General features: G+C 37.3%; 16 protein-coding genes and 5 pseudogenes. 14 read left to right on the top strand and 7 right to left on the bottom strand.

Going from position 1 to position 20302, the window contains the following annotated elements; all coding sequences use genetic code 11:
• Positions 1 to 186: 186 nt before the first annotated feature.
• Positions 187 to 957, bottom strand: a complete 771-nt coding sequence (locus IV87_RS01450; RefSeq protein WP_057805128.1) for a substrate-binding domain-containing protein — start codon at positions 955 to 957, stop codon at positions 187 to 189.
• Between the two features lie 102 nt (positions 958 to 1059).
• Positions 1060 to 1170: pseudogene (locus tag IV87_RS11355) on the bottom strand (LacI family DNA-binding transcriptional regulator); the annotation flags it as partial.
• Positions 1171 to 1345: 175 nt separating this feature from the next.
• Between IV87_RS11355 and IV87_RS01445 the strand changes: the two are divergent.
• The 8 genes and pseudogenes from IV87_RS01445 (at position 1346) to nagA (ending at position 9492) form a co-directional block, all read left to right on the top strand.
• Positions 1346 to 1741 carry a PTS sugar transporter subunit IIA gene (locus tag IV87_RS01445; RefSeq protein WP_057805127.1) on the top strand — a complete coding sequence of 132 codons (396 nt, stop codon included), beginning with the start codon at positions 1346 to 1348 and terminating at the stop codon, positions 1739 to 1741.
• Between the two features lie 10 nt (positions 1742 to 1751).
• Positions 1752 to 3800 (top strand): hypothetical protein, encoded by a 2049-nt coding sequence (locus tag IV87_RS01440; RefSeq protein ID WP_057805126.1) that lies wholly within the window; start codon positions 1752 to 1754, stop codon positions 3798 to 3800.
• 150 nt (positions 3801 to 3950) lie between these two features.
• The gene (locus IV87_RS01435) at positions 3951 to 4445 is read left to right on the top strand and encodes a PTS sugar transporter subunit IIB (RefSeq protein WP_057805125.1); all 495 of its coding nucleotides are present in this window, start codon (positions 3951 to 3953) and stop codon (positions 4443 to 4445) included.
• A 14-nt stretch (positions 4446 to 4459) separates the two neighbouring features.
• A pseudogene (locus IV87_RS01430) lies at positions 4460 to 5377 on the top strand (PTS mannose/fructose/sorbose/N-acetylgalactosamine transporter subunit IIC).
• Positions 5361 to 6197, top strand: a complete 837-nt coding sequence (locus IV87_RS01425) for a PTS system mannose/fructose/sorbose family transporter subunit IID (protein ID WP_057805123.1) — start codon at positions 5361 to 5363, stop codon at positions 6195 to 6197. The pseudogene IV87_RS01430 and the gene IV87_RS01425 overlap by 17 nt, the downstream one beginning before the upstream one ends.
• 180 nt (positions 6198 to 6377) lie before the next feature.
• Positions 6378 to 7121, top strand: a complete 744-nt coding sequence (locus IV87_RS01420; protein WP_057805122.1) for a GntR family transcriptional regulator — start codon at positions 6378 to 6380, stop codon at positions 7119 to 7121.
• Positions 7122 to 7159: 38 nt separating this feature from the next.
• Complete coding sequence (locus IV87_RS01415) at positions 7160 to 8332, top strand: SIS domain-containing protein (RefSeq protein WP_057805121.1); 1173 nt, start codon at positions 7160 to 7162, stop codon at positions 8330 to 8332.
• A gap of 11 nt (positions 8333 to 8343) precedes the next feature.
• On the top strand, positions 8344 to 9492 hold the full coding sequence (gene nagA / locus IV87_RS01410) for an N-acetylglucosamine-6-phosphate deacetylase (protein WP_057805120.1): 1149 nt from the start codon (positions 8344 to 8346) through the stop codon (positions 9490 to 9492).
• A 48-nt stretch (positions 9493 to 9540) separates the two neighbouring features.
• Here the strand turns inward: nagA and IV87_RS01405 are convergent, their stop codons facing one another.
• Positions 9541 to 10323, bottom strand: coding sequence for a MurR/RpiR family transcriptional regulator (locus IV87_RS01405; protein WP_057805119.1), 783 nt, complete (start codon positions 10321 to 10323; stop codon positions 9541 to 9543).
• Between the two features lie 118 nt (positions 10324 to 10441).
• Here IV87_RS01405 and pfkB point away from each other — a divergent pair, with 118 nt between their 5' ends.
• From pfkB to IV87_RS01380, 6 genes and pseudogenes are all read left to right on the top strand, one after another.
• Complete coding sequence (gene pfkB, locus IV87_RS01400) at positions 10442 to 11380, top strand: 1-phosphofructokinase (protein WP_057805118.1); 939 nt, start codon at positions 10442 to 10444, stop codon at positions 11378 to 11380.
• Between the two features lie 3 nt (positions 11381 to 11383).
• Positions 11384 to 11669: pseudogene (locus IV87_RS11350) on the top strand (PTS fructose transporter subunit IIB); the annotation flags it as partial.
• Between the two features lie 107 nt (positions 11670 to 11776).
• Positions 11777 to 13339: pseudogene (locus IV87_RS01395) on the top strand (fructose-specific PTS transporter subunit EIIC); the annotation flags it as partial.
• Between the two features lie 163 nt (positions 13340 to 13502).
• Positions 13503 to 13853 (top strand): hypothetical protein, encoded by a 351-nt coding sequence (locus IV87_RS01390; RefSeq protein WP_057805116.1) that lies wholly within the window; start codon positions 13503 to 13505, stop codon positions 13851 to 13853.
• A 31-nt stretch (positions 13854 to 13884) separates the two neighbouring features.
• Positions 13885 to 15471, top strand: a complete 1587-nt coding sequence (locus tag IV87_RS01385) for an alpha-L-rhamnosidase-related protein (RefSeq protein ID WP_057805115.1) — start codon at positions 13885 to 13887, stop codon at positions 15469 to 15471.
• A 24-nt stretch (positions 15472 to 15495) separates the two neighbouring features.
• On the top strand, positions 15496 to 17523 hold the full coding sequence (locus tag IV87_RS01380; RefSeq protein ID WP_057805114.1) for an alpha-L-rhamnosidase-related protein: 2028 nt from the start codon (positions 15496 to 15498) through the stop codon (positions 17521 to 17523).
• An 88-nt stretch (positions 17524 to 17611) separates the two neighbouring features.
• Here IV87_RS01380 and IV87_RS01375 read toward each other — a convergent pair whose 3' ends face one another.
• From IV87_RS01375 to IV87_RS01360, 4 genes and pseudogenes are all read right to left on the bottom strand, one after another.
• Entirely contained in the window at positions 17612 to 17794 is a 183-nt protein-coding gene (locus IV87_RS01375; protein WP_057805113.1) for a hypothetical protein, read from the bottom strand.
• Between the two features lie 49 nt (positions 17795 to 17843).
• Positions 17844 to 19260: pseudogene (locus IV87_RS01370) on the bottom strand (PTS transporter subunit IIC).
• 105 nt (positions 19261 to 19365) lie between these two features.
• A complete protein-coding gene (locus tag IV87_RS01365; protein ID WP_057748979.1) occupies positions 19366 to 19671 on the bottom strand; it encodes a PTS sugar transporter subunit IIB in 306 nt (101 codons plus the stop codon).
• A gap of 59 nt (positions 19672 to 19730) precedes the next feature.
• On the bottom strand, positions 19731 to 20222 hold the full coding sequence (locus IV87_RS01360) for a PTS sugar transporter subunit IIA (protein WP_057805112.1): 492 nt from the start codon (positions 20220 to 20222) through the stop codon (positions 19731 to 19733).
• Between the last annotated feature and the right edge of the window lie 80 nt (positions 20223 to 20302).

Below are 20302 nucleotides of genomic sequence, written 5' to 3'. Positions count from 1 at the left end.
AAGACCCCGATGATTCGTATTTGGAATCGTTGGTGAACTTTTGTTTCTATTTCACAAATAAGGAAGATTATTATCAAAAACGCCTTGTACAAACACGTTTCAGCTACAAAAATAACTAGAATAAAAAAATACAGCCCAAACTCATTTACTGAGTTTTGACTGTATTTTTTTGATATCATTTCAAATTTAAATACTGCTACCGCGAATAATCAGTGAAGTTCCCACCGTAACCTTACGAGAAGCCATGTGACGCTTTTGAAATTGCTCATTTAACAAGTCAAAGGCTGACTTGGCCATTGCATTCCGGGGCACATGAATAGTGCTTAGCCCCGGGGTCACGTACTGCGCAGAAGTAATATCATTAAATCCAATAATTGAAACACGTTTAGGTACAGGAACCTTCTCTTCTCTTAATGCTCGCAGCGCACCAATTGCAATTGAATCGGAACCGATCAAAAAGGCCTTTGGCAACTTATTGCCTAACTTTTTAATGATTGCCTTCATTTCTGTATATCCGGATTCTGCAGTATAATCTTCGGCCATAAAGAAATAGTTTGGTTGATAGATTTCTTTACAGTTTAAAAAACTACTTAATAAAAAGCGCTGTGGGTCGTTTTGCAGGGTCACCAGTTGATGCTGGTACTTTCGTCCAAACAGCATGCCAATATCGGTTATACCGCCTTCTACAAGGTGTGTAGTGGCACGCAAAATAGATGAAGTAAAATCTGCAGTCACACAATCTTTGTCATATTGCAAAGTATCAGTATTTACAAAGACCATCGGCTTGTGAAGGTTGCCGAGGTCTAATATTGTCTCTTCATCAAAAAAACCAACAGCAATAATGCCAATATATTTAGAGTCCTGTAAGTCTGATGAATTATAGTCGGCACGAAAGAAATTCTTGAATCGATAATTACTGTCAGTTAATCGATTATCAATAGCAATTCGAAGAGACATAAAATAGGCATCGTCAAGTTCTTCAGATTCCTTGTAGGAAAGCACAACCGCAATTGTGCCGTTAGTTTTGTGTTTAGTTTTGTATTTATCGTATGATAGCTGTTCAGCTGCTTCAAAGATATTTTTTCGAGTGCTTTGCGTGACGGACAGAGTTACATCACCGTTTAAAACTCGGGAAACAGTAGATTTAGAAACACCAGCTAATTTGGCGATATCATTGATCGTTGCGATAGGATCACCTCATTACTTCTAGTCTTTTAAGTATATGAGATTATTAATGGTTGTGCAAGTAAATTAATGGAAGGGTTTACAATATAAAAAAATCGTGTAAAATGAAGTTTGTAAAAAGTAAAAAAGTTTACTAAACTATTTAGGAGATGTGCTGATTATGAAGCTATTATTGATGAGTCACGGAAACATGGCAACTGAAACTTTAAAGAGTGCAGAGATGATTTTGGGACCAATTAATGGTGCCGCTGCAGTTGGATTACAACCAAATCAAGGACCAGAAGATTTACAAGCAGCTGCCGAAAAATTTATTACAGATAATCCAAACCAGGAGCCAGTAGTTGTGATTGTGGATCTTTTAGGAGGAACACCTTCCAATGTGGTGGTTCGTTTAATTGCGGCTCATCCGGACTTACAGGTTGTTAGCGGGTTAAATTTACCTATGGTGATTAATTATGCTAACCAAATTATGATGGGCAGTGATTTTGACAAGACGGTCATGATGAATGAAGCCAAGGCCGGTGTAATTGATGTTAATGCCAAATTAAATGAATGAGGAAAAACAAATGACAGCAAACTTTAAATATTCGCTTCGTTTTACGCTTGATCCCGAAAATTGGGATGACATAAAAGAATCTAAGTTGCTGGATTTTTGTCAAAAAGGTCGCATTGATGATGTGGCCTTTTTTATCAATCCAGAAGAACTAAATCAAAGCCATCTAACTGCTGAGCAAACTCAGGTTTGGTTGGATACAATCCAGACGGTTGGCTTGAAACTGAAACAACTTGGTATTACCACGAGTCTAAATCCGTGGACCACACTGATGCATAGTGATCGCGGTCGGACGATTAATCCCAAACTGGGATTCGATACAATGGTTGACTATCAAGGCAAAAAAGCCGAGTCCATTGCTTGCCCCGGAGATCCTAAATGGCAGAGCTACATCGCCGACTGTTATCGGCAATTTGCCAGCATACAACCCAGTTTTTTATGGCTTGAAGATGATTTTCGGCATTATAATCACACACCTTTAAAACTAGGCTGTTTTTGTGATCGTCACATGCAGATCTATAATCAAAAATTGCATGAAAATTTAAGTAGAACTGACTTTATTGAAAAAGTTTTACAACCTGGTAAACCTACCAAAGCAAGACTAGTTTATTTAGAAACTGCTCAACAAGAAATGATTACGGTTGCTAGAAAAATTGCTGATGCGGTGACCGCATTTTCTCCTCATACCAAGATGGGATTAATGAGCTCGTTTCCTAATTGGCATGCACTAGAAGGCCGTGACTGGAATGGCTTGTTTGATGCGCTTAGTGGCAATCACCCACGGGTCAACCGACCACATTTGCCGGCGTATAACGAAGTTTCACCTTTAAAATACAGTCGTGATTTTGAAGCATTTACCCGCACAACAGCTGAGTTTGTTTCAAATGGACCACAAACTGAGTTTTATCCTGAACTAGAAAACTATATGTATTCGCCATTCGCTAAATCAAATCTGTTTACACAGTTTCAACTAGAAAGTACTGCTTTAATTGGTGCGTCAGGAATCTTTTTAAACTTATTCGATATGATGGGCAACGGCATTGATGAAACTTATCATTATGCCCGTTTATTGGCTGATTCTAAGACTTGGTTAAATCACATCAGTAGTTCAGAAACTAAACTGAATCGAGAAAATTTGAGTGGTGTCATGGTATTGGTAGACCAAAATTCTGCTCAGACGATGCATACGAATTTTGGGAAAGATCCCGAAGAATTATTACCAACCGAAACTAATTGGCTTTCTTTGCTTGGCAGTTTAGGAATTGCTAGTTTTCCCAAGAAAGATGACCATAAAACACAATATCATCAGCAAACCATCGCCGTTAGTGGGCAATTTTTACGTAATTTAAATAATGCTCAAATTAGACAATTAATTACTGATAATACCGTATTTCTGGATGGTGAGAGTGTTCAAGTACTTCTTGATCGAAACCTAAATAAGGAGTTACTAGGTGTTTCAAACGGTGATTGGCACAAGGCACGTACTGGCTACCAGTCCTTTGAACAAGCAGATGGACAAACGATTGATGGTATTGAAAATCCACGAATGACTATGCTGCAACATATGGGAGATTATTTACAGTTAACATATGCTAAAGGTGCAAATGTAGAAACCATTTCGAATGCCTACAATGAATATCACAAATGTCTTGGTCCAATGATGACAGTGATCAATGAACATATTTTCGTATTACCAATAAACACAGATTCTAAGTACGGATGGGAGTCACAATATTATTCAATCAAGGAAGGACTTTTCAAGCAATATTTGGAAAAACATACACCGGTTGGTTTTGCAGTTGAAATGCCTGGTGTGAAGCTTGTGACGGAACAAAAGAATGGGTTTAAAGCTTATTTCTCTAATTTTACAATTGATGAACAACCAAAAATCAAATTTCATGTGGCAGAACAATACCAATTTACGCATTGGATCTTGCATGCTAAAAGTGGTTCGGATCTAAAAGATGTTTCGGTACACTGTTCATGGGATGCCGATGGAATTGGTACAATTGATTATTCGTTAAAAGGGTTAGAGACCATTTTGCTAACAGCAGAAGTTTAGTAAAAAAATAAAACTTTTTGTTGACATTTTGTGAAAACGCTTTATTATTATAGGTGGTTGGTACCAGTTAATGTTAATCAGGTGCGCACCTGAATTAATAAATTTTCAGCAATTATTTTATTTTTATTAAAGCTATAGGAGTGGTGGATAATGGCAATTACAGCAGTACGGATAGACGGAAGGCTGATTCATGGCCAAGTAGCAAACCTATGGACAACAAAATTAGGTGTTTCCCGAATTATGGTAATTGATGACAAGGTTGCAGCTAGTGACATTGAAAAATCTGGGTTGAAATTAGCACGACCAACAGGAATTGATTTGAGTGTTTTACCAGAGAAAACAGCTGCCGAACACATTAAACGTGGCGGTTATGATTCACAAAAAGTCTTTATTGTAGTCAAACGTCCCCAAATCTTATTGGATTTGGTCAACGATGGGGTCAAATTAGATACCATTAACGTCGGTAATATGTCACAAACTGAAGAAACTACACAGTTAACGAATTCAATTAACGTCGTACAAGATGATGTGGATGCTTTTAATGGTTTACACGAAAAAGGTATCAAAATTACTTCACAGATGGTTCCTGGCGATACTGCACAGGACTTTATGGATATTCTGAAGAAGTTTAAACCGAAGAAATAGGGGAGGGTTCAGCTATGGGCACGAGTATTGCTTTATGGCAAGTGATTGTTTTAACAATCTATTCCATGTATCAAATTATGGATGAATTAACGTTACAGACCAGTTTGAGTCAACCTGTTTGGGCCGGATTAATTGCCGGTTTGGTCATGGGGGATGTCAAAACTTGATTAATTATTGGTGGTAGTTTACAGTTGACTGTTTTGGGTGTTGGAACCTTTGGTGGTGCATCAAAAATTGATGCCAACTCAGGAACAGTTATGGCAACCGCCTTTGCAATTGGTGCTGGTATGAAACCAGAAGTTGCGGTTGCAGCTTTAGGTGTGCCAGTTGCAAGTTTGATGATTCAAACAGATATTGTTGCACGTTTTGCGAATACATTCTTCCAGCATCGTGTAGACAAGATGATTGATACCGAAAATTACAAAGGAATTGAACGAAATTATCTTTATGGTGTTTTACCATGGACCTTATCACGTGGAATTCCTGTCTTTCTTGCATTAGCATTTGGTGGACCATTCGTTCGAACAGCTGTTTCTTACATGAACGAAAACCTGGCTTGGTTGAGTAATGGACTTGCTACAGCCGGTGCATTGTTACCAGCCGTTGGATTTGCAATCTTGCTCCGTTACTTACCAGTAAAGAAGCATTTCCCATACTTGATTCTTGGCTTTATTATCACAGCTTTGTTCTCGACTGTTTATGGAAACATTGGTTTATTGGGAACAACCGTTGCCGGAATTGATTCAAAATTCACCACAACCTTTGCAAGCTTACCAATGTTAGCAATTGCCTTAATTGGTTTTGCATTTGCTTTACTTGAATACAAACGTAATACAGAAAAAGAAAATAATGTAGTTGAGAGCACGACTAATACGACCGAAACAAAAGACACACAAGAACAGGATGGTGAAATTCATGGAGACGAAATCTAAGGAAACACCAAAAGTAACATATAAATTGAATGCGAAAGATTTTCGCCAAATTAATTTCCGTAGTTTAGTTTTCAACCAATGGGGTTGGAACTACGAACGGATGCAAGGATCTGGATATCTTTACATCATGATGCCACAATTACGTAAGATGTATGGCGATCATACACCAGAATTAAAGGGCATTATGAAAATGCAAAACCAGTTCTTTAATACAAGTAACTTCTTCAATACGATTATTCAAGGAATTGATTTAGCGGTTGAGGAAAGAGAAGGTTATAAGTCATTAGAAACAGTTGCTGGTCTTAAGGCTGGTTTAATGGGACCTTTTGCTGCAATTGGTGATTCATTGTTTGCTGCTTTGGTACCAGCCATCATGGGAGCTATTGCAGCTAACATGGCTGTTCAAGGTAATGCACTTGGTGCTTTCTTATGGATGGCAGTTAACTTCGTTATTATGTGGTTCCGTTGGATTCAACTAAAATTTGCTTATAAACAAGGTGTCAATTTGGTTACCTCTATGCAGGGGCAATTAAGCGCCTTAACTGATGCTGCAACCTTACTTGGTGTTTATGTTGTGGGAGCATTAGCTGCAACCATGGTTAACACACAAGTTATTTGGGTAGCTCACTTAGGTAAAATGACAGTTAACTTCCAGAGCCAAATTGATATGATTATGCCAAAATTGGTTCCTGCTTTGATTGTTGGTGGTATTTATTGGTTATTAGGAAAGAAACGAATGACATCTACACGAGCAATTTTCATTGTGATTATTGTGGCCGTTGTGCTTTCAGCTCTTGGTGTTATTGGTAAGGCTGCTTAAAAGGCACAACTAGAATCGTTTTGGTACTTTCAACCTTTGTTTAATAGATAAGATCTTTTGTATTCCTATCATATTGTGCATAATTAAAGTTTTCTTTGCGCAGATTGTTAATAAAAATGAAAGATCTGGTATGATAAAGTCACACTCAGATCTTTTATCATGTACAGGAGAAAATATATTATGAGTATTAAATATGATAAGAAACAACCTTTATACGAACAATTAATGGATAAGTTAAAAACCAAGATTAAAGAAGATTATAAGCCAAATGACAAGCTGCCATCTGAACGTGAAATTATGCGTAATTATGCAGTAAGTCGTAATACTGTTCGTCAGGCTTTAAATGAACTTGAAATTTTAGGTTTCATTTTTAGACAGCATGGTAAGGGAACCTTCGTGGCCAATGCGATCAGCAATCCGGCTACTTTAGGAAATGAACACAGCTTTACCAAACAAATGAAGGCGTTAGGACGAAAACCAGAGACTAAAATCATGGAATATTCAGTTCGTCAGGCAAATCAATATTTTGCTGAAAGACTGCATATTGCGGAAGGCAATCGCATCATTAAATTGAAACGTTTACGGTCAGCAGATGGGGTTCCTGTAATGATTGATCGGACATATTTACCGTATGAAAAATTTGCGGGGCTGTCACCTGATGAATTAGAGGTTAAACATCGTTCTTTATATGGTGTGTTTGCGGAAGATTATGGTGAAGTTTTTCATATTGCCGATGAGGCTTTGTCCGCCGGAAGAATTAGTGATAAGGATGCTAGTGTTTTAAAAGTGCCACTGGGGACGCCGGGATTGATGCTGAAACGAACCACTTATAATCAGAAAAATGAAATTATTGAATTTACGTTAAGTAGTACTCGCAGTGATCAATATGTTTATAACATTAGGTATAAGAATGCCAATATATAATTTATTGGTGTATGGAAAGATGAAAGGGGATTCAACATATGTTTTCTAAAAATGATGCAGAATTAAAAGAATTAGGCGCAATCATTACAACGCGCGAAATTCAACAACAACCTGAACTTTGGCATGAGGCTTGGGCAAATTATCAAAATGATAAGGAAAAAATTGTTGAATTTTTATCAACAATTACCAAAAGTACAAATGAACCTGTTCGAGTTGTATTTGTTGGAGCTGGCTCTTCAGCTTATGTGGGGGACACTTTAGTTCCTTACTTACAATTAAATGGCGATCGCAAACAATTTCGATTTGAAGCGATTGATACAACCAAAATTGTGTCAACACCTTATGATTATTTGGAGTCGGATACACCAACTTTGCTGGTTTCGTTTGCTCGTAGTGGAAATAGTCCTGAGAGTGTGGCCACCGTTGATTTGGCTGAAAAACTAGTTAAGAACTTATGGCAATTGACCATTACTTGTGCCCCAGAAGGAAAATTAGCTCAGCATGCTGAAAGCGATGCGAATAACCTGGTGTTGTTACAACCAGCACGTTCTAACGACAAGGGTTTTGCCATGACCGGCAGTTTTAGTTGCATGATGTTGACGTCCCTGTTTGTGTTCGATACTAAACATACGGATGAGCAAAAGGCAATTTATGTCGATCAAATCACTAAGATGGGTTCTGAGGTGATTGACCGCGAAAACGAAGTTCAATCAGTTGTGGATACAGATTTTGAGCGCATTATCTACTTAGGTTCCGGTGGTCTCACTGGTTTGACTCGTGAAGCACAATTAAAGGTTTTGGAATTAACTGCAGGCCAAAAAGCGACGATGTTTGACTCTTCCATGGGCTTTCGTCATGGTCCTAAATCGTTTGTAAATGACAAAGCTTTGGTTTTTGATTTTGTCAGCAACGATCCTTACACACGTCAATATGATGTTGACATTTTAAATGAGGTTCAGGGTGATAAGATTGCTCCCGTAGTCTTTGGCATTGGTGTTTCAAGCAAACAGAATTATGAAGGTCAAGGTTTTACCTTTAAGACAGGCAATGATCAAATTCCTGATGGTTATATGGCATTTCCTGATATCTTGTTTGCACAAACACTTGCATTAATGACATCTGTAAAAGTTGGCAATACACCTGATACACCATCGGCAACTGGAACTGTTAACCGGGTAGTTAAAGGCGTAACCATCCATGCGTTGGACTAGGAGGTAAAAACTTGAGCTATTATATTCATGCAGATAAATTTTTCTTAGATAATACAACTGAAAATGGCGGCTACTTAGAAATCACGGATGATGACAAGTTTGGCGCATATACAAGTGCTAAGCCGACCGGTAAAATTGTGGATTATTCGGGTTACTATGTTTCACCAGGTTTAGTTGACACTCACATTCATGGACTTTTAGGACATGATGTGATGGATAATGACTGGAATAAAATTCAAGAGACGTCCGAAGGCTTGCTACAAGCAGGGGTCACCTCTTGGTTGCCAACGACGTTAACGGCTTCAGCTGATCAATTAGATGCAGTCTGCAAAACGATTGGTGCTAACTATACAGAAGCTAAGGGTGCAAAAATTCAGGGAATTTACTTTGAAGGACCATTCTTTACTACTGAACATAAAGGTGCACAGAATCCAAAGTATTTTGGTGATCCAGATGTTGAAACCTTTAAACGTTGGCAAACTTCAGCTAAGGGTTTGATTAAAAAGATTGCAATTGCACCTGAACGAAACGGTGCCGTTGAATTTACCAAGGCTGTTAGTCAAATGGGTGTCAGTGTTGCTTTGGGTCATAGTGATGCTACTTTTGAGCAGGCAAGGGCGTCTGTTGAAGCAGGAGCAACCGTGTTTACGCATACGTTTAATGGTATGAGTGGCTTAAGTCACCATGCACCAGGGATGGTTGGTGCCGCAATGAGTATGCATAATGTGATTGATGAATTAATTTGTGATGGCCATCATGTTGAGCCCGCTGCTGCTCGAATTTTGATTGAGGATAAGCGTCCAGATCATGTAGCCTTAATTACGGACTGTATGCGTGCCGGACTCATGCCAGATGGCGATTATGTTCTTGGTGAATTTCCGGTTTATGTGGCTGATGGCATGGCACGGTTGAAAGATGGTGGCAGCTTGGCTGGCAGTATTCTTCAACTAAAAGAGGCTGTTAAGAATATGGTAGATTGGAATATTTCCACACCAGAACAGGCTGTACAAATGGCAAGTAAGACTGCTGCAATTAGTAGTAAAATTGGTGATCAATGCGGAAGTATCCTACCAGGACGCGATGCTGACTTCTTGATTTGGAACCATGATATGGACTTGAAAGAAACTTATTTAGATGGTGAGTCCCGTTATCAAGCTTAAAAAAATTAGCTAAAAAAAGCGTAAATCAATGTCAAAACTGGCATTGATTTACGTTTTTTTATTGGTTAAATTTTGGTGTCCCTGAATACGAATTGCAAAAGCATCTAAGAAAATACGCGTGAGAATTTGTAATGGAAGCCGTGAACGAATTTCATACTTTGGAAAATAAGATTCGGCCGATTTGACACCTAAAAAAATAAGATCCGAGTAAGGAATGATGTCACTGGTGCTGTTACAGGTAAAGGTAATTGTAGTGACTTCATTTTTGGATAACGATTGAGCGGCCTTAACTAACTCAGGTGTGTTTCCGTTTAAGGTTAAAAATAGAACCACGGTGTCACTACCATTGATTTGTTTACTTAACGTTTTAATAATATTGGGATCGTCATGGAGCTGAACATCTTTTCCAAGCAACTCAAATTTCAGTAAAATATCTTCACCAATTAGATTGGAAAGGCCACGCGCAAAGATGTAAACGTGTTTTGCGTTATTGACCTTTTGAATGGCATCCTCCATCACACCAATATTTAAATTACTAATTGTGTTGTCAACTTCATATTGATTCTTTAAAATAGCGGCTCGAATTTCGTGATCGGTTTCTTTTAAAACTTTGAAATCTTGCGTTTTATCTGTTAGTTTGCGAATGGCTTCTTGTCGAAAGGGTGTATAGCCAGAGTAGCCCATTTTTTTCATGGTTCTTACAATCGTGGCAGTTGAAACGTTAGCTCGTTCACTAAGTTCAACTATAGAAGTATCTACAATGTCACTGGCGTGTTCTTGGACGTATTGCCATAAATATTTTTCAGATGTACTTAGAGATTCACTCAAAATGCTGCCTCCAAAGTTGTAAAGAAATTTTCAGGTTTGAATTCATGATAGCATGTTTTGAAAACATTTACATTTATCAAAATGTTATTCTTAAAAAGAAGACAAAGAGAGGAGTGATGAAATGATTTACACATTAACACTAAATCCAGCTATTGACTTATTTATTGATACAAAGACGATGCAACCTAATGTTGTTAATCGAACTGAAAACTATGATATTCAAGCCAATGGAAAGGGGATCAACGTTTCCTTCATTCTAAAGAGATTGGGTATTGAAAATAAAGCCTTAGGAATTGGTGGTGGTTTTACCCTCAATTATATTGAAGAAGTTTTGAATCAAGCCGATATTCAAAATGATTTTGTGCATGTTAAAGATCCAACTCGCATTAACGTATTTACAAGAGTTCAAGATGAAAACCAAGAATATAAATTAGTAAATAAGGGACCACAAACTAATTCGGATCAAGTTTCACAACTGTTAGACAAACTTAGACAACTTGATAAAGATGATGTTTTATCCTTATCTGGCAGTTTTTCGGAGGGCATTCAATCTAGTATTTTAGTTGAAATAGCTAAAATTGCTGCAGCAAAGCAATTTAAATTAGTTCTAGATACTAGCTATAACGAAGTTATGGAGACGTTAAGTTATCACCCTTATTTGATTAAACCTAATGATCATGAATTGTCTAGTTGGTTTGGACTTGATCATGTTCCCAATCAAGAAAAAATAATTGCCATGGGGAAATCGTTAGTTGAAAAAGGTGCTCGAAATGTTTTGATTTCTTTGGGTTCAAAAGGCGCTTTGTTTATAAATGAAGCCACGGTTTTATATGGGAATGCTGCTAAAGGTGACGTTGTTAATACGGCCGGGTCGGGCGATACAATGCTGGGTGCCTTTCTAGGTGGTTTAATCACCGATTTAGACAATCAAGTCAATCTAAAACGAGCTTTAGCTGCAGGTAGTGATACGGCCTTTCAATCATGGATAACAGACTTTAAAAATGTACCTAATTTAGAAAAACAAATTCAAATTCAAGTTATAGAAGATCGGGGGAAATAGGTCATGGGAAAATATAAACTTATTGCGGCAACCGGGTGTGCTACTGGCATTGCACATACTTATATGGCTCAAGAGGCGCTAGAACAGGCCGCAAAAAAAGCTGGTGTTACTATCAAGGTGGAAACGCACGGACAAACCGGTGTTGATGATCCATTAACACAGGCTGAGATTGATGGTGCTAGTGGTGTAATTGTCGCTTCGGATGTGGATGTTGATGCAGACCGTTTTATTGGTAAAAAATTAATTAAAGTCCCAGTTGCACAAGGAATTCGTGAACCTGATAAATTGGTTGATCGCATTTTAAATGATGCAAATGTTCCGGTTTATAAAAGTGGCTCTGTGAAGGAAAAAGTGCAATCTGATTCAAACAAAGGTAAAAATGGCGACTCGCTTTGGAATACGATCTATGTTTCCTTAATGAATGGTGTTTCACATATGTTGCCATTTGTGGTTGCTGGTGGTGTGTTGGTTGCAATTTCCTTTTTCTGGGGAATTAATTCTGCCGACCCTAAGAGTGCAGAATACAATTATTTTGCCTACCTATTGAACACGATTGGATCTAGTACGATGAACTTGATGGTTCCGGTTTTATGCGCATTTATTGCTGAAGCCATCAGTAAACGTTCTGGAATGATTGTCGGTTTTGCAACAGGTATGATTGCTTTTACTAATGGAACTGGCTTTTTGGGCGCAATTGTTGGTGGCTATTTAGCTGGATATACGATCATTTTGTTACAGCATATTTTGAAACCGCTACCAGACAAACTCTTTAGAGGATTAAAAGCTATTTTCTTATATCCAGTTTTAGGTGTGCTTATTTCAGGCATGATTATGTGGTTTATCTCCTTACCGATGAAAGATTTAAATGTCGGGATGATGAATTTCTTAAAAGGGATGGAAAATGGTAGTCCCATTCTCTTGGGTTTGATTATTGGCGTAATGGCGGCTTCTGACTTTGGTGGTCCAATCAATAAAGCAGCCTATCTAACTGGAACTGCCTTACTAGCACAAGGTAATTTCTATTTTATGGCTGGTGTTTCAGCTGCATGTATTGCACCACCATTGGCAACTGGATTTGCAGTATTGTTTAATCCCAAAGCATATTCAAGTAATGAGCGTAGTGCGGGTTACGTTAACTTTCTCTTAGGATCTACACATATTACTGAAGGTGCGATTCCGTTTGCAGCCAAGAACCCGTTATTAAATATTCCGTCATTTATGATTGGTTCCTCAATTGCGGCAATTCTTACGTATATGACGCGTATTCAGGTTCCGGCACCTCATGGTGGTTTCATTATTTTACCTTTAGTTAACCATCCGTTTTTATGGGTTCTATGGATTGTCATTGGAGCTTTAGTTTCCGGAGCGTTGCTAGCCGCAATTGCTGGTCGTCAGGCAAAGAAACATGCAGTTGCCAGTGATGTTGGCGCAATTGATGTTTTGACTGGTGAACGAACAGAAGCTGAACCAGAGCAGTCAGTGCAGGAGTCAGCACCCACTAAAGAAAACGAATCGTTTGATCCAGGTGAGATTTTAACGATTGATAATATTCAATTGAATGTGTCGGCAACTTCAAGAGATGAGGTTTTAAAATATTTAGCTGATTTTGCAGTTCAAAATAATTTAGCGGATGATGCAGATAAAGTATTAACTAAATATTTAAAACGTGAACAAGAGGGCTCAACGGGAATGCAAGATGGAATTGCGATTCCTCATGCACAAGATGCCACCATTCATTCATCTAAAATGTTAGTTATTAAACTAGCTCAACCAGTTGAATGGCAAACATTTGATGATAAGCCAGTTGATACGATTATTTCGTTTTTGATTCCAGCAAACGATAGTGGCGCACATCTCAAATACCTTTCTAACACTGCTAAATTGTTGATGCACAGCGATTTCATACAGGAATTGCATCAAGCCAAGACTAAAGAAGAAATTTTAAATTTGATTAAATAATGAGAACAGGTTTATATCTTAAAAATGTAATCATATTTTTGGTAGTTAGCTATCAAGAAAGTGGTTACATTTTTTAATTAGTTTTATTTGACAGTGCCTCTTAACGCCCACATAATGGAGATATGAAGCGTAAACGACGTTAAAAGAGGGGCAGGCTAACATCATGTATAAACACTTAGTGGCAATTGTGGAAATTAAACAGAAGGGTTACATTTATCATTTTGTGTCTAAGGATGCGCAAAAGGTAAATCAAAGATATTATCAACTTACTCACAAGTTCTCTGATAACCTGTCAGAAAGTCTATACCAGACTTCTATTATTGAAAATAATGATCAGAGTTTAGATTCAGTTTTAAGCACTGACGGAAAAACGCATTCGATTCAATTAGTTAATGATCTAGAAGCCTTTGTAAAGCTGGTTTATGATAAGAAGCTCACCACACTTGGCAAACGGCTACAAGAGCGCGAAATGAATAATGTGGAACAGCTGATAAGATGGTTTAATGGGGATTAATACAAAGAACACATAAGAAAGCGAAGACGATATGGCATTTACTTTTCAAATTAATAACGATATAAAGTTCAAGTATAATCAAGATCTATTGAATAAAGCAAATCAGTATCGACCAACGATAAACTATCATTCTGTAAATGCCACCTCTCTAGGTAACTTGAACAAAAGTACGAATTCATTGGGCGGCTATAACATTAAAAAAGTTGCTGATATAAGCGAATTGCCAAAGCATAGTTTTACACAGGATGAAAAAGTTATCTTGGATTTTGGTGATCATTATGTTGGCCGATTTAGTATGAATATAAAAAAGCTTGGTTCACCTATGGATGCGCCAGTGTTTCTTAAATTTAAATTTGCGGAAATGCCTGTTGAACTTGCTGAAGATAGTGCCAATTATAGGGGATGGCTAAGTAAGTCTTGGATTCAAGAAGAATATATTCATTTGGATACATTACCCACTAGACTTGAATTGCCAAGACGTTATAGTTTTAGATACCTTGAAATAACAATTTTAGGTATTTCATCAAAGTGGCAAGTCGTTTTTGAAAATCCGGTTGTAACCACAGAAAGTTCTGCAGATTTGTCTAAAGTTAGTGTCCCAAAATTAGCAGATTCAGAAATCACTAAGATATATGCGGTAGGTTTAAAGACTTTAGAGGGATGCATGCAAGATGTCTTTGAGGATGGGCCTAAACGGGATCAAAGGTTATGGCTAGGAGATTTACGCTTACAAGCTCTGGCAAACTATGCCACTTTTAAAAACACTGATTTGGTTAAGCGTTGTTTATATCTTTTTGCGGCGATGCCTAGTAGTAACGGATGGCTACCGGCTGACGTGTTTACCAAACCAACTGAAATTCCAGATGATACATTTTTATTCGATTACAGTTTGTTTTTTGTTTCAATTTTAGCAGATTTCGAAAAATTCAGTCATGAAAAAGTGATTCTAAATGATCTTTATGATGTAGCCAAAAAACAGATTAATATAGCTTTGAAGCAAGTTTCAAAGCAAGGAGAATTAAAGTTAAACGATACATATCCCGTGTTTGTTGATTGGTCCAATGAATTTGATAAGACGACCGCTGGACAGGCCATCATGATCTATACTTTGAAGCAATTTATTGCGTTAGCGCGATTAGTTAAAGACCCGGAAACAAGGTTCTATAAGGCAAGGTTGGCAAGCCTAGAGGAATTCACCAAACAGCATTTATTTGATGAAAAAATCGGTTTATTTGTTTCAGGAAATGAACGGGAGATTAATGTAGCTAGTCAAGCTTGGATGGTACTGGCTCATGTTTTTAACGATCAGGAAAATCAGAAACTGATGCAGAACACAGTTCATCAATTGTTTCCAATTAAGAATATTGCAACACCTTATATGTATCATCATGTGACACAAGCTTTATTTGAAGCTAACTTAACTGATGAGGCGGTTAAATTAATGAAATCGTACTGGGGAAAGATGGTCCAACTTGGTGCTGATACTTTTTGGGAAGCATTTAATCCTGAGAAGCCTGAATATTCACCTTATGGAAGTTCGTTGTTAACAAGTTATTGCCATGCATGGAGCTGCACACCGGTTTATTTAATTGAAAAATACTTATTAAAAAATAATTAACGAATGAGTAATGGGAGACTTTTTATGGCTAAATGGATTTGGTATCATGGTGATTTTGAGATTTACCATGCAATGAAACAGAATTTTGATCGTGAAGAACGTGGAATGAAGTGGCCTGCGTATTGGTATACTTCAAACTGGAACCATAATGTGTATTTTTTTAAGGAAGTCCAATTACATCAGGCAGAAGCCTTCACGGTCACCATAAAGGGAGAAGGGTATGGCAAATTAATCAATTTAGAAAATGATGACGAAACTAAGTTTTCATTGATGAATTCACTGATTTGTCCCATTGGCCATTATCGTATCGAAATTTATGTCGCTAATCTTTCTGGATTACCGTGTGCTTATATTCAGGGTCAAAAAATTCAAAGCGATGAAAGTTGGCAAGTTTCTAATTTTTTGGGTAATTCAGTGGATGCTGGAACCAGTAAATATTTTTTGAACGTTGATCAAAATCCGATGAACTTCAAGTACACACATGAAATTAGACATGCAAAAAAAGTAGAAAACATTAAAGGTGGAGTTTTATTTGATTTTGGTCATGATTTAACTGCCAAAACGGTAATTAAATTCAAACGAGTCTTTCAACCACTGGTGCTTTGCTATGGTGAAAGCCGGACTGAGGCTTTGGATGTGCAGGATACCTATTTAGAGCATCAAATTCGACCAGATCATGATCCCGCAGGTAACTACGATAGACAGACCAATTGTTACACAACAAAATTGCGAGCTTTTCGATACATCTATATACCAGATGCTAAAAATTTTGATATGATTGGCACGTTAGCTGTTGATTTTGAATTTGTAAAATTTCCTAGAATTGGAGATTTTTCATCCTCAGATTCGAAGTTAACTAAAATTTGGCAAGTCTCGGATCGCACCTTACGTCTTTGCTCAGGAATTTTCTTTATTGATGGTATTAAACGAGACCGCTGGATTTGGGCCGGTGATGCTTTTCAATGCTTTTACATGAATCGGTATGACTTCTTTGATAAAGAATTAGTGGAACGTACAATTCTTGGGCTCCGTGGTGAGCTTGATATTAAACAGCATTTAGATACCATTGTGGATTATTCTATGTACTGGTTAATTAGTATTGAGCTCTATTATGACACGTTTGCAGATAAGGGCTTTTTAAAAGCCGTTTATCCGAAGATGAAACGTCTGATTGATTTTTCGCTTGAAGCAACGGATGAAAAAGGGTTTATCCATGAACGTAAAGGTGACTGGATTTATATTGATTGGGCTGATTTCGATCATCAAGGTCCTTTGTGTGCTGAACAAATGGTGTTGGCACGTGCTTTACAAAGCGTAATTCGAGTATTTAAACTTTTAAATCAAGACACAAAGGAGTATACGAGACGGTATAAAAAACTCAGAAAGAGTATCGATACATTTTATTGGAATCCACAAAAACATGCTTATATTGATAGTTATGAATCTGGGAAAGATCGAGTTAGTCGACATGCCAATATTTTCGCGATTTTGTTTGATTATGCTGATAAGAAACGAACTACTGAAATTTTACAATATGTTTTATTAAATCCAAAAATTGCACCAATTAACACACCTTATTTTAAATTTTGGGAGTTAGAAGCTTTTGCTAAAATTGGCTATTATAAGAAAGTACTTGATACCATCAAATCGTATTGGGGTGGCATGCTGGATAATGGTGCAACCACTTTTTGGGAATATTTTGATCCAAATGAAAGAGGAACTCCACGCTATGCAATGTACGGTGATAAATATGGTAAAAGCTTGTGTCACGCTTGGGGATCGAGTCCACTGTACTTGATAGGAAGATATTTGATTGGTTTAAAGCCAACGCACCCAGGTTACGTAACGTTTGAATTAAAACCACAATTATCATTGTTAGGCGACTTTAAAGGTAAGTTTCCCATCAATGCTGTTGGTGGCTACGTCGCATTAGAGGTTAAAGGAAATCTGTTGACCATGCAGGCTACCCAAATCGGCGGAACGTTATTAATTGATGATAAAAAGTTAACAATTCCAGTTGAACAGGCACGTTCGATTATTGTCCACAATTAACATAGATGGTTGTAAGTGAAGAGCATACAAAAAGACCAATCCTTGGGAGGAAGGATTGGTCTTTTTAATCTTATTTACACATCATTGTTTAAATTTTTAACACTTCACGAAGAGCAAAGAAGGTAACGACGAGCTGGCCAAGAGTTACCCAAAGATTATGATGTGAAATTGAAGCAATCACAGCTGCAATAATCACAACCACGGCCCACAACATAGTCTTTGTAATTTTTTCTTTCTTTTGTTTGTTACTTAATTCTGGTCTTTCGTTCATTTTTATTGACCTCCTTTGTTCAGTCATAATTAAAAGTTTAAATTAATAATTAGTCTTTGTTATCTGCTAATTCTTTAGCGTAAATAGCATTACGTTTCTTCATTTGACGAGCGTACCACCAGAAGATTAAGCAGTATGCTGCAAGTCCAATAACTGCGTAGAGAATGAATTTAATTTCACCTGTAGATGATTTACCTACTGCGTATGCTAAGAATTGTTCGATAGGACCTTCCTTAGTTGATTCAGCAATCATTGTACCGCCTTTAACACCGGCAGGGAATGCACCAACTGATTTAGCAACTGATGTAATAAATGGAGCACTTAATGTACCAGCCCAAAGGAAGATAGGTAATTCAACGGCACCAATAACGATCATTCGAATGATACGTCCACGAGTTACAACTAAAAGAGCTGGTGTAACACCCATGGCAATGATTCCACCTAAATAAAGGAAGAATATGGTTGCCAGGAAGAACTAAAGCTTCAAGTAAAAGAATAGGTGCAAGGACGTTTGCAGCTGCCCACATTTCAGAACGGCCAGCGATAAATGGCCAGTCAAGACCAATGTTCAACTTACGACCCTTTAAGTGTTTGTTAGCTAAGTCAGTAACACCTTGTGATAATGGTTCAACAGCTTTGATGAACCAAGAACCAATAAGTGAGAATAACTGCAAGCAGACACCACCAGTGAATGATAATGTAAAGATTGATTCAACACCTTGTTGACCAACCAAACCAATAAAGATACCTAAGTAACATCCAATAGCAAAGTTGCTTCCCCAGAAACCAATTTTTTCGTTTAGTTTAGCGGAATCAAAATCAAAACGGTCTAACCAACGGAAGAACAAATCATAAATCTTGTCTAAGAGCATGATCACAGGGTTCATCATGTAGTTTAAATGAGTTGTGGTCATAGGGTTATCGTTATTATGCAATAAATCATTAAAGGTTGGTTTCATTAAATCAGAGTTAACGATCTTTAATGCACCAATCAAAATAATAAGAGCAGTAGCAACCCAGAAGTTAGCTCCAAAGTAAATTGCCATTAAAGCAGTGAATGAAATATGCCAAATATCAAAAATATCAACATCAAGTGTATCAGTCCACTTCAATAACAACATACCGACGTTCAATAGAACCATAAGTAGCAAGCAGAATAGGGTATATGGTGATCCCCAAGTGATCGTTGCTAGTGGTGCCCAACCAACATCAGTGATAGAAAGTTGGATACCTGTTGATTTAACGAAGGCTGTTAAGGCTGGTTGGTAAGTTGTAGTAAGAATATTAATAATAGCACTAATACCAGTCAAAGCGATCGCTAAACGAATACCACCTTCAAGGGCTCTGAAGAACTTAACACCTAAAGCCCAAGCAATCAAGGTTAGAACAATTAACATAACTGGCGCAGCACCCAAATCAATAATTGGCTTGAATACCACGTTGGCAAAATGAATAATGGTCTGCATTTTGTTCAACTCCTTTAGTTTTTATAAAATTTTGTTACCAAATTTAGTGGAAGACTCCATAAAGGAAATATGTAGGTGAAGAGAAATGATTCTCTTCAAAAAATATTAACTTAAATGATTCTTTTTAATGGTGTCTTCAATCTTGTCATATACTGGAGCAGCCATAGCAGGCATTCTGTAGAGAATAGCACCAGCATCAATTTCTGGAACAGTTACATCAAAGCTCAAATCTGGCTTATTAATAGGTAAGAAAATTTGAACACCTTTCATTGTTTCAGGGTTAAGGTCTTTGATTTGAATAGCCTCAACACTAACTTGATAGCCACGTTTCTTCATTTCTGCCTCAACAGCATCCTTAATTTGGTGGCTTGAGTTAACACCAGCACCACAAGCAGTTAACATCTTAATCATAGTAAATTCCTCCTTAGAAATTTTTAAAATTTATTACCATAAGTTAATGAAACGAATATCTAAAACTTGGATTGCAAGAATGAATAGATTGCATCCGCAGAAGTACTCTTGAAGAAAGTCAAAAGCTGATTTTGTGGAGTTTTATTAATGAAATCCATGATCTGTGCAAGCACATTAGATTGTCCTTCAGGATCATTGTTCAAAATCATAAATAAGAAGCTAACTTCAAATTCTTGACTTGGATCAATCATATTGTTGAAAGAAATAGGATTCTTCAACTTAATTGGAACAACTTTACGTTCCTTCACAAACTCGGCTTCCGTATGTGGAATTGCAACGTTAGGGTATTCAGGTGAAACCACTGACAAGTCAATTCCAGTTGGATACTTATCTTCTCGTTCGTTCAAGTTCTTTAAAAAGTCTTTAGTTACGTGTCCCTTTTTATAAAGGTCTTCGGCAACTGACTTAAAAACATCAGCTCGTGAAGTTGCATCACTTACATAAACTGTGTCTCGATCAAAAAGAGAAGTCTCTGCTATCTTATCTGACATAATATATTCACCACCTCAATTACAAATGTGAAGTAATGTTCACTTTTGTTTGATTTCGTTTACAAATCTAATTATATACA

Source organism: Pediococcus ethanolidurans, assembly GCF_001437405.1.
In the GTDB taxonomy this organism is placed as follows: domain Bacteria; phylum Bacillota; class Bacilli; order Lactobacillales; family Lactobacillaceae; genus Pediococcus; species Pediococcus ethanolidurans.
Note: the sequence above shows the minus strand (reverse complement) of the source record. Positions and strands in the feature narration are given on the sequence as shown.

Bases quoted from the DNA above. Each gene is read 5' to 3' on its own strand.
- IV87_RS01450 (WP_057805128.1), bottom strand. From the start codon at position 957: ATGTCTCTTCGAATTGCTATTGATAATCGATTAACTGACAGTAATTAT.
- IV87_RS01445 (WP_057805127.1), top strand. From the start codon at position 1,346: ATGAAGCTATTATTGATGAGTCACGGAAACATGGCAACTGAAACTTTA.
- IV87_RS01440 (WP_057805126.1), top strand. From the start codon at position 1,752: ATGACAGCAAACTTTAAATATTCGCTTCGTTTTACGCTTGATCCCGAA.
- IV87_RS01435 (WP_057805125.1), top strand. From the start codon at position 3,951: ATGGCAATTACAGCAGTACGGATAGACGGAAGGCTGATTCATGGCCAA.
- IV87_RS01425 (WP_057805123.1), top strand. From the start codon at position 5,361: ATGGAGACGAAATCTAAGGAAACACCAAAAGTAACATATAAATTGAAT.
- IV87_RS01420 (WP_057805122.1), top strand. From the start codon at position 6,378: ATGAGTATTAAATATGATAAGAAACAACCTTTATACGAACAATTAATG.
- IV87_RS01415 (WP_057805121.1), top strand. From the start codon at position 7,160: ATGTTTTCTAAAAATGATGCAGAATTAAAAGAATTAGGCGCAATCATT.
- pfkB (WP_057805118.1), top strand. From the start codon at position 10,442: ATGATTTACACATTAACACTAAATCCAGCTATTGACTTATTTATTGAT.
- IV87_RS01390 (WP_057805116.1), top strand. From the start codon at position 13,503: ATGTATAAACACTTAGTGGCAATTGTGGAAATTAAACAGAAGGGTTAC.
- IV87_RS01385 (WP_057805115.1), top strand. From the start codon at position 13,885: ATGGCATTTACTTTTCAAATTAATAACGATATAAAGTTCAAGTATAAT.
- IV87_RS01380 (WP_057805114.1), top strand. From the start codon at position 15,496: ATGGCTAAATGGATTTGGTATCATGGTGATTTTGAGATTTACCATGCA.
- IV87_RS01375 (WP_057805113.1), bottom strand. From the start codon at position 17,794: ATGAACGAAAGACCAGAATTAAGTAACAAACAAAAGAAAGAAAAAATT.
- IV87_RS01365 (WP_057748979.1), bottom strand. From the start codon at position 19,671: ATGATTAAGATGTTAACTGCTTGTGGTGCTGGTGTTAACTCAAGCCAC.
- IV87_RS01360 (WP_057805112.1), bottom strand. From the start codon at position 20,222: ATGTCAGATAAGATAGCAGAGACTTCTCTTTTTGATCGAGACACAGTT.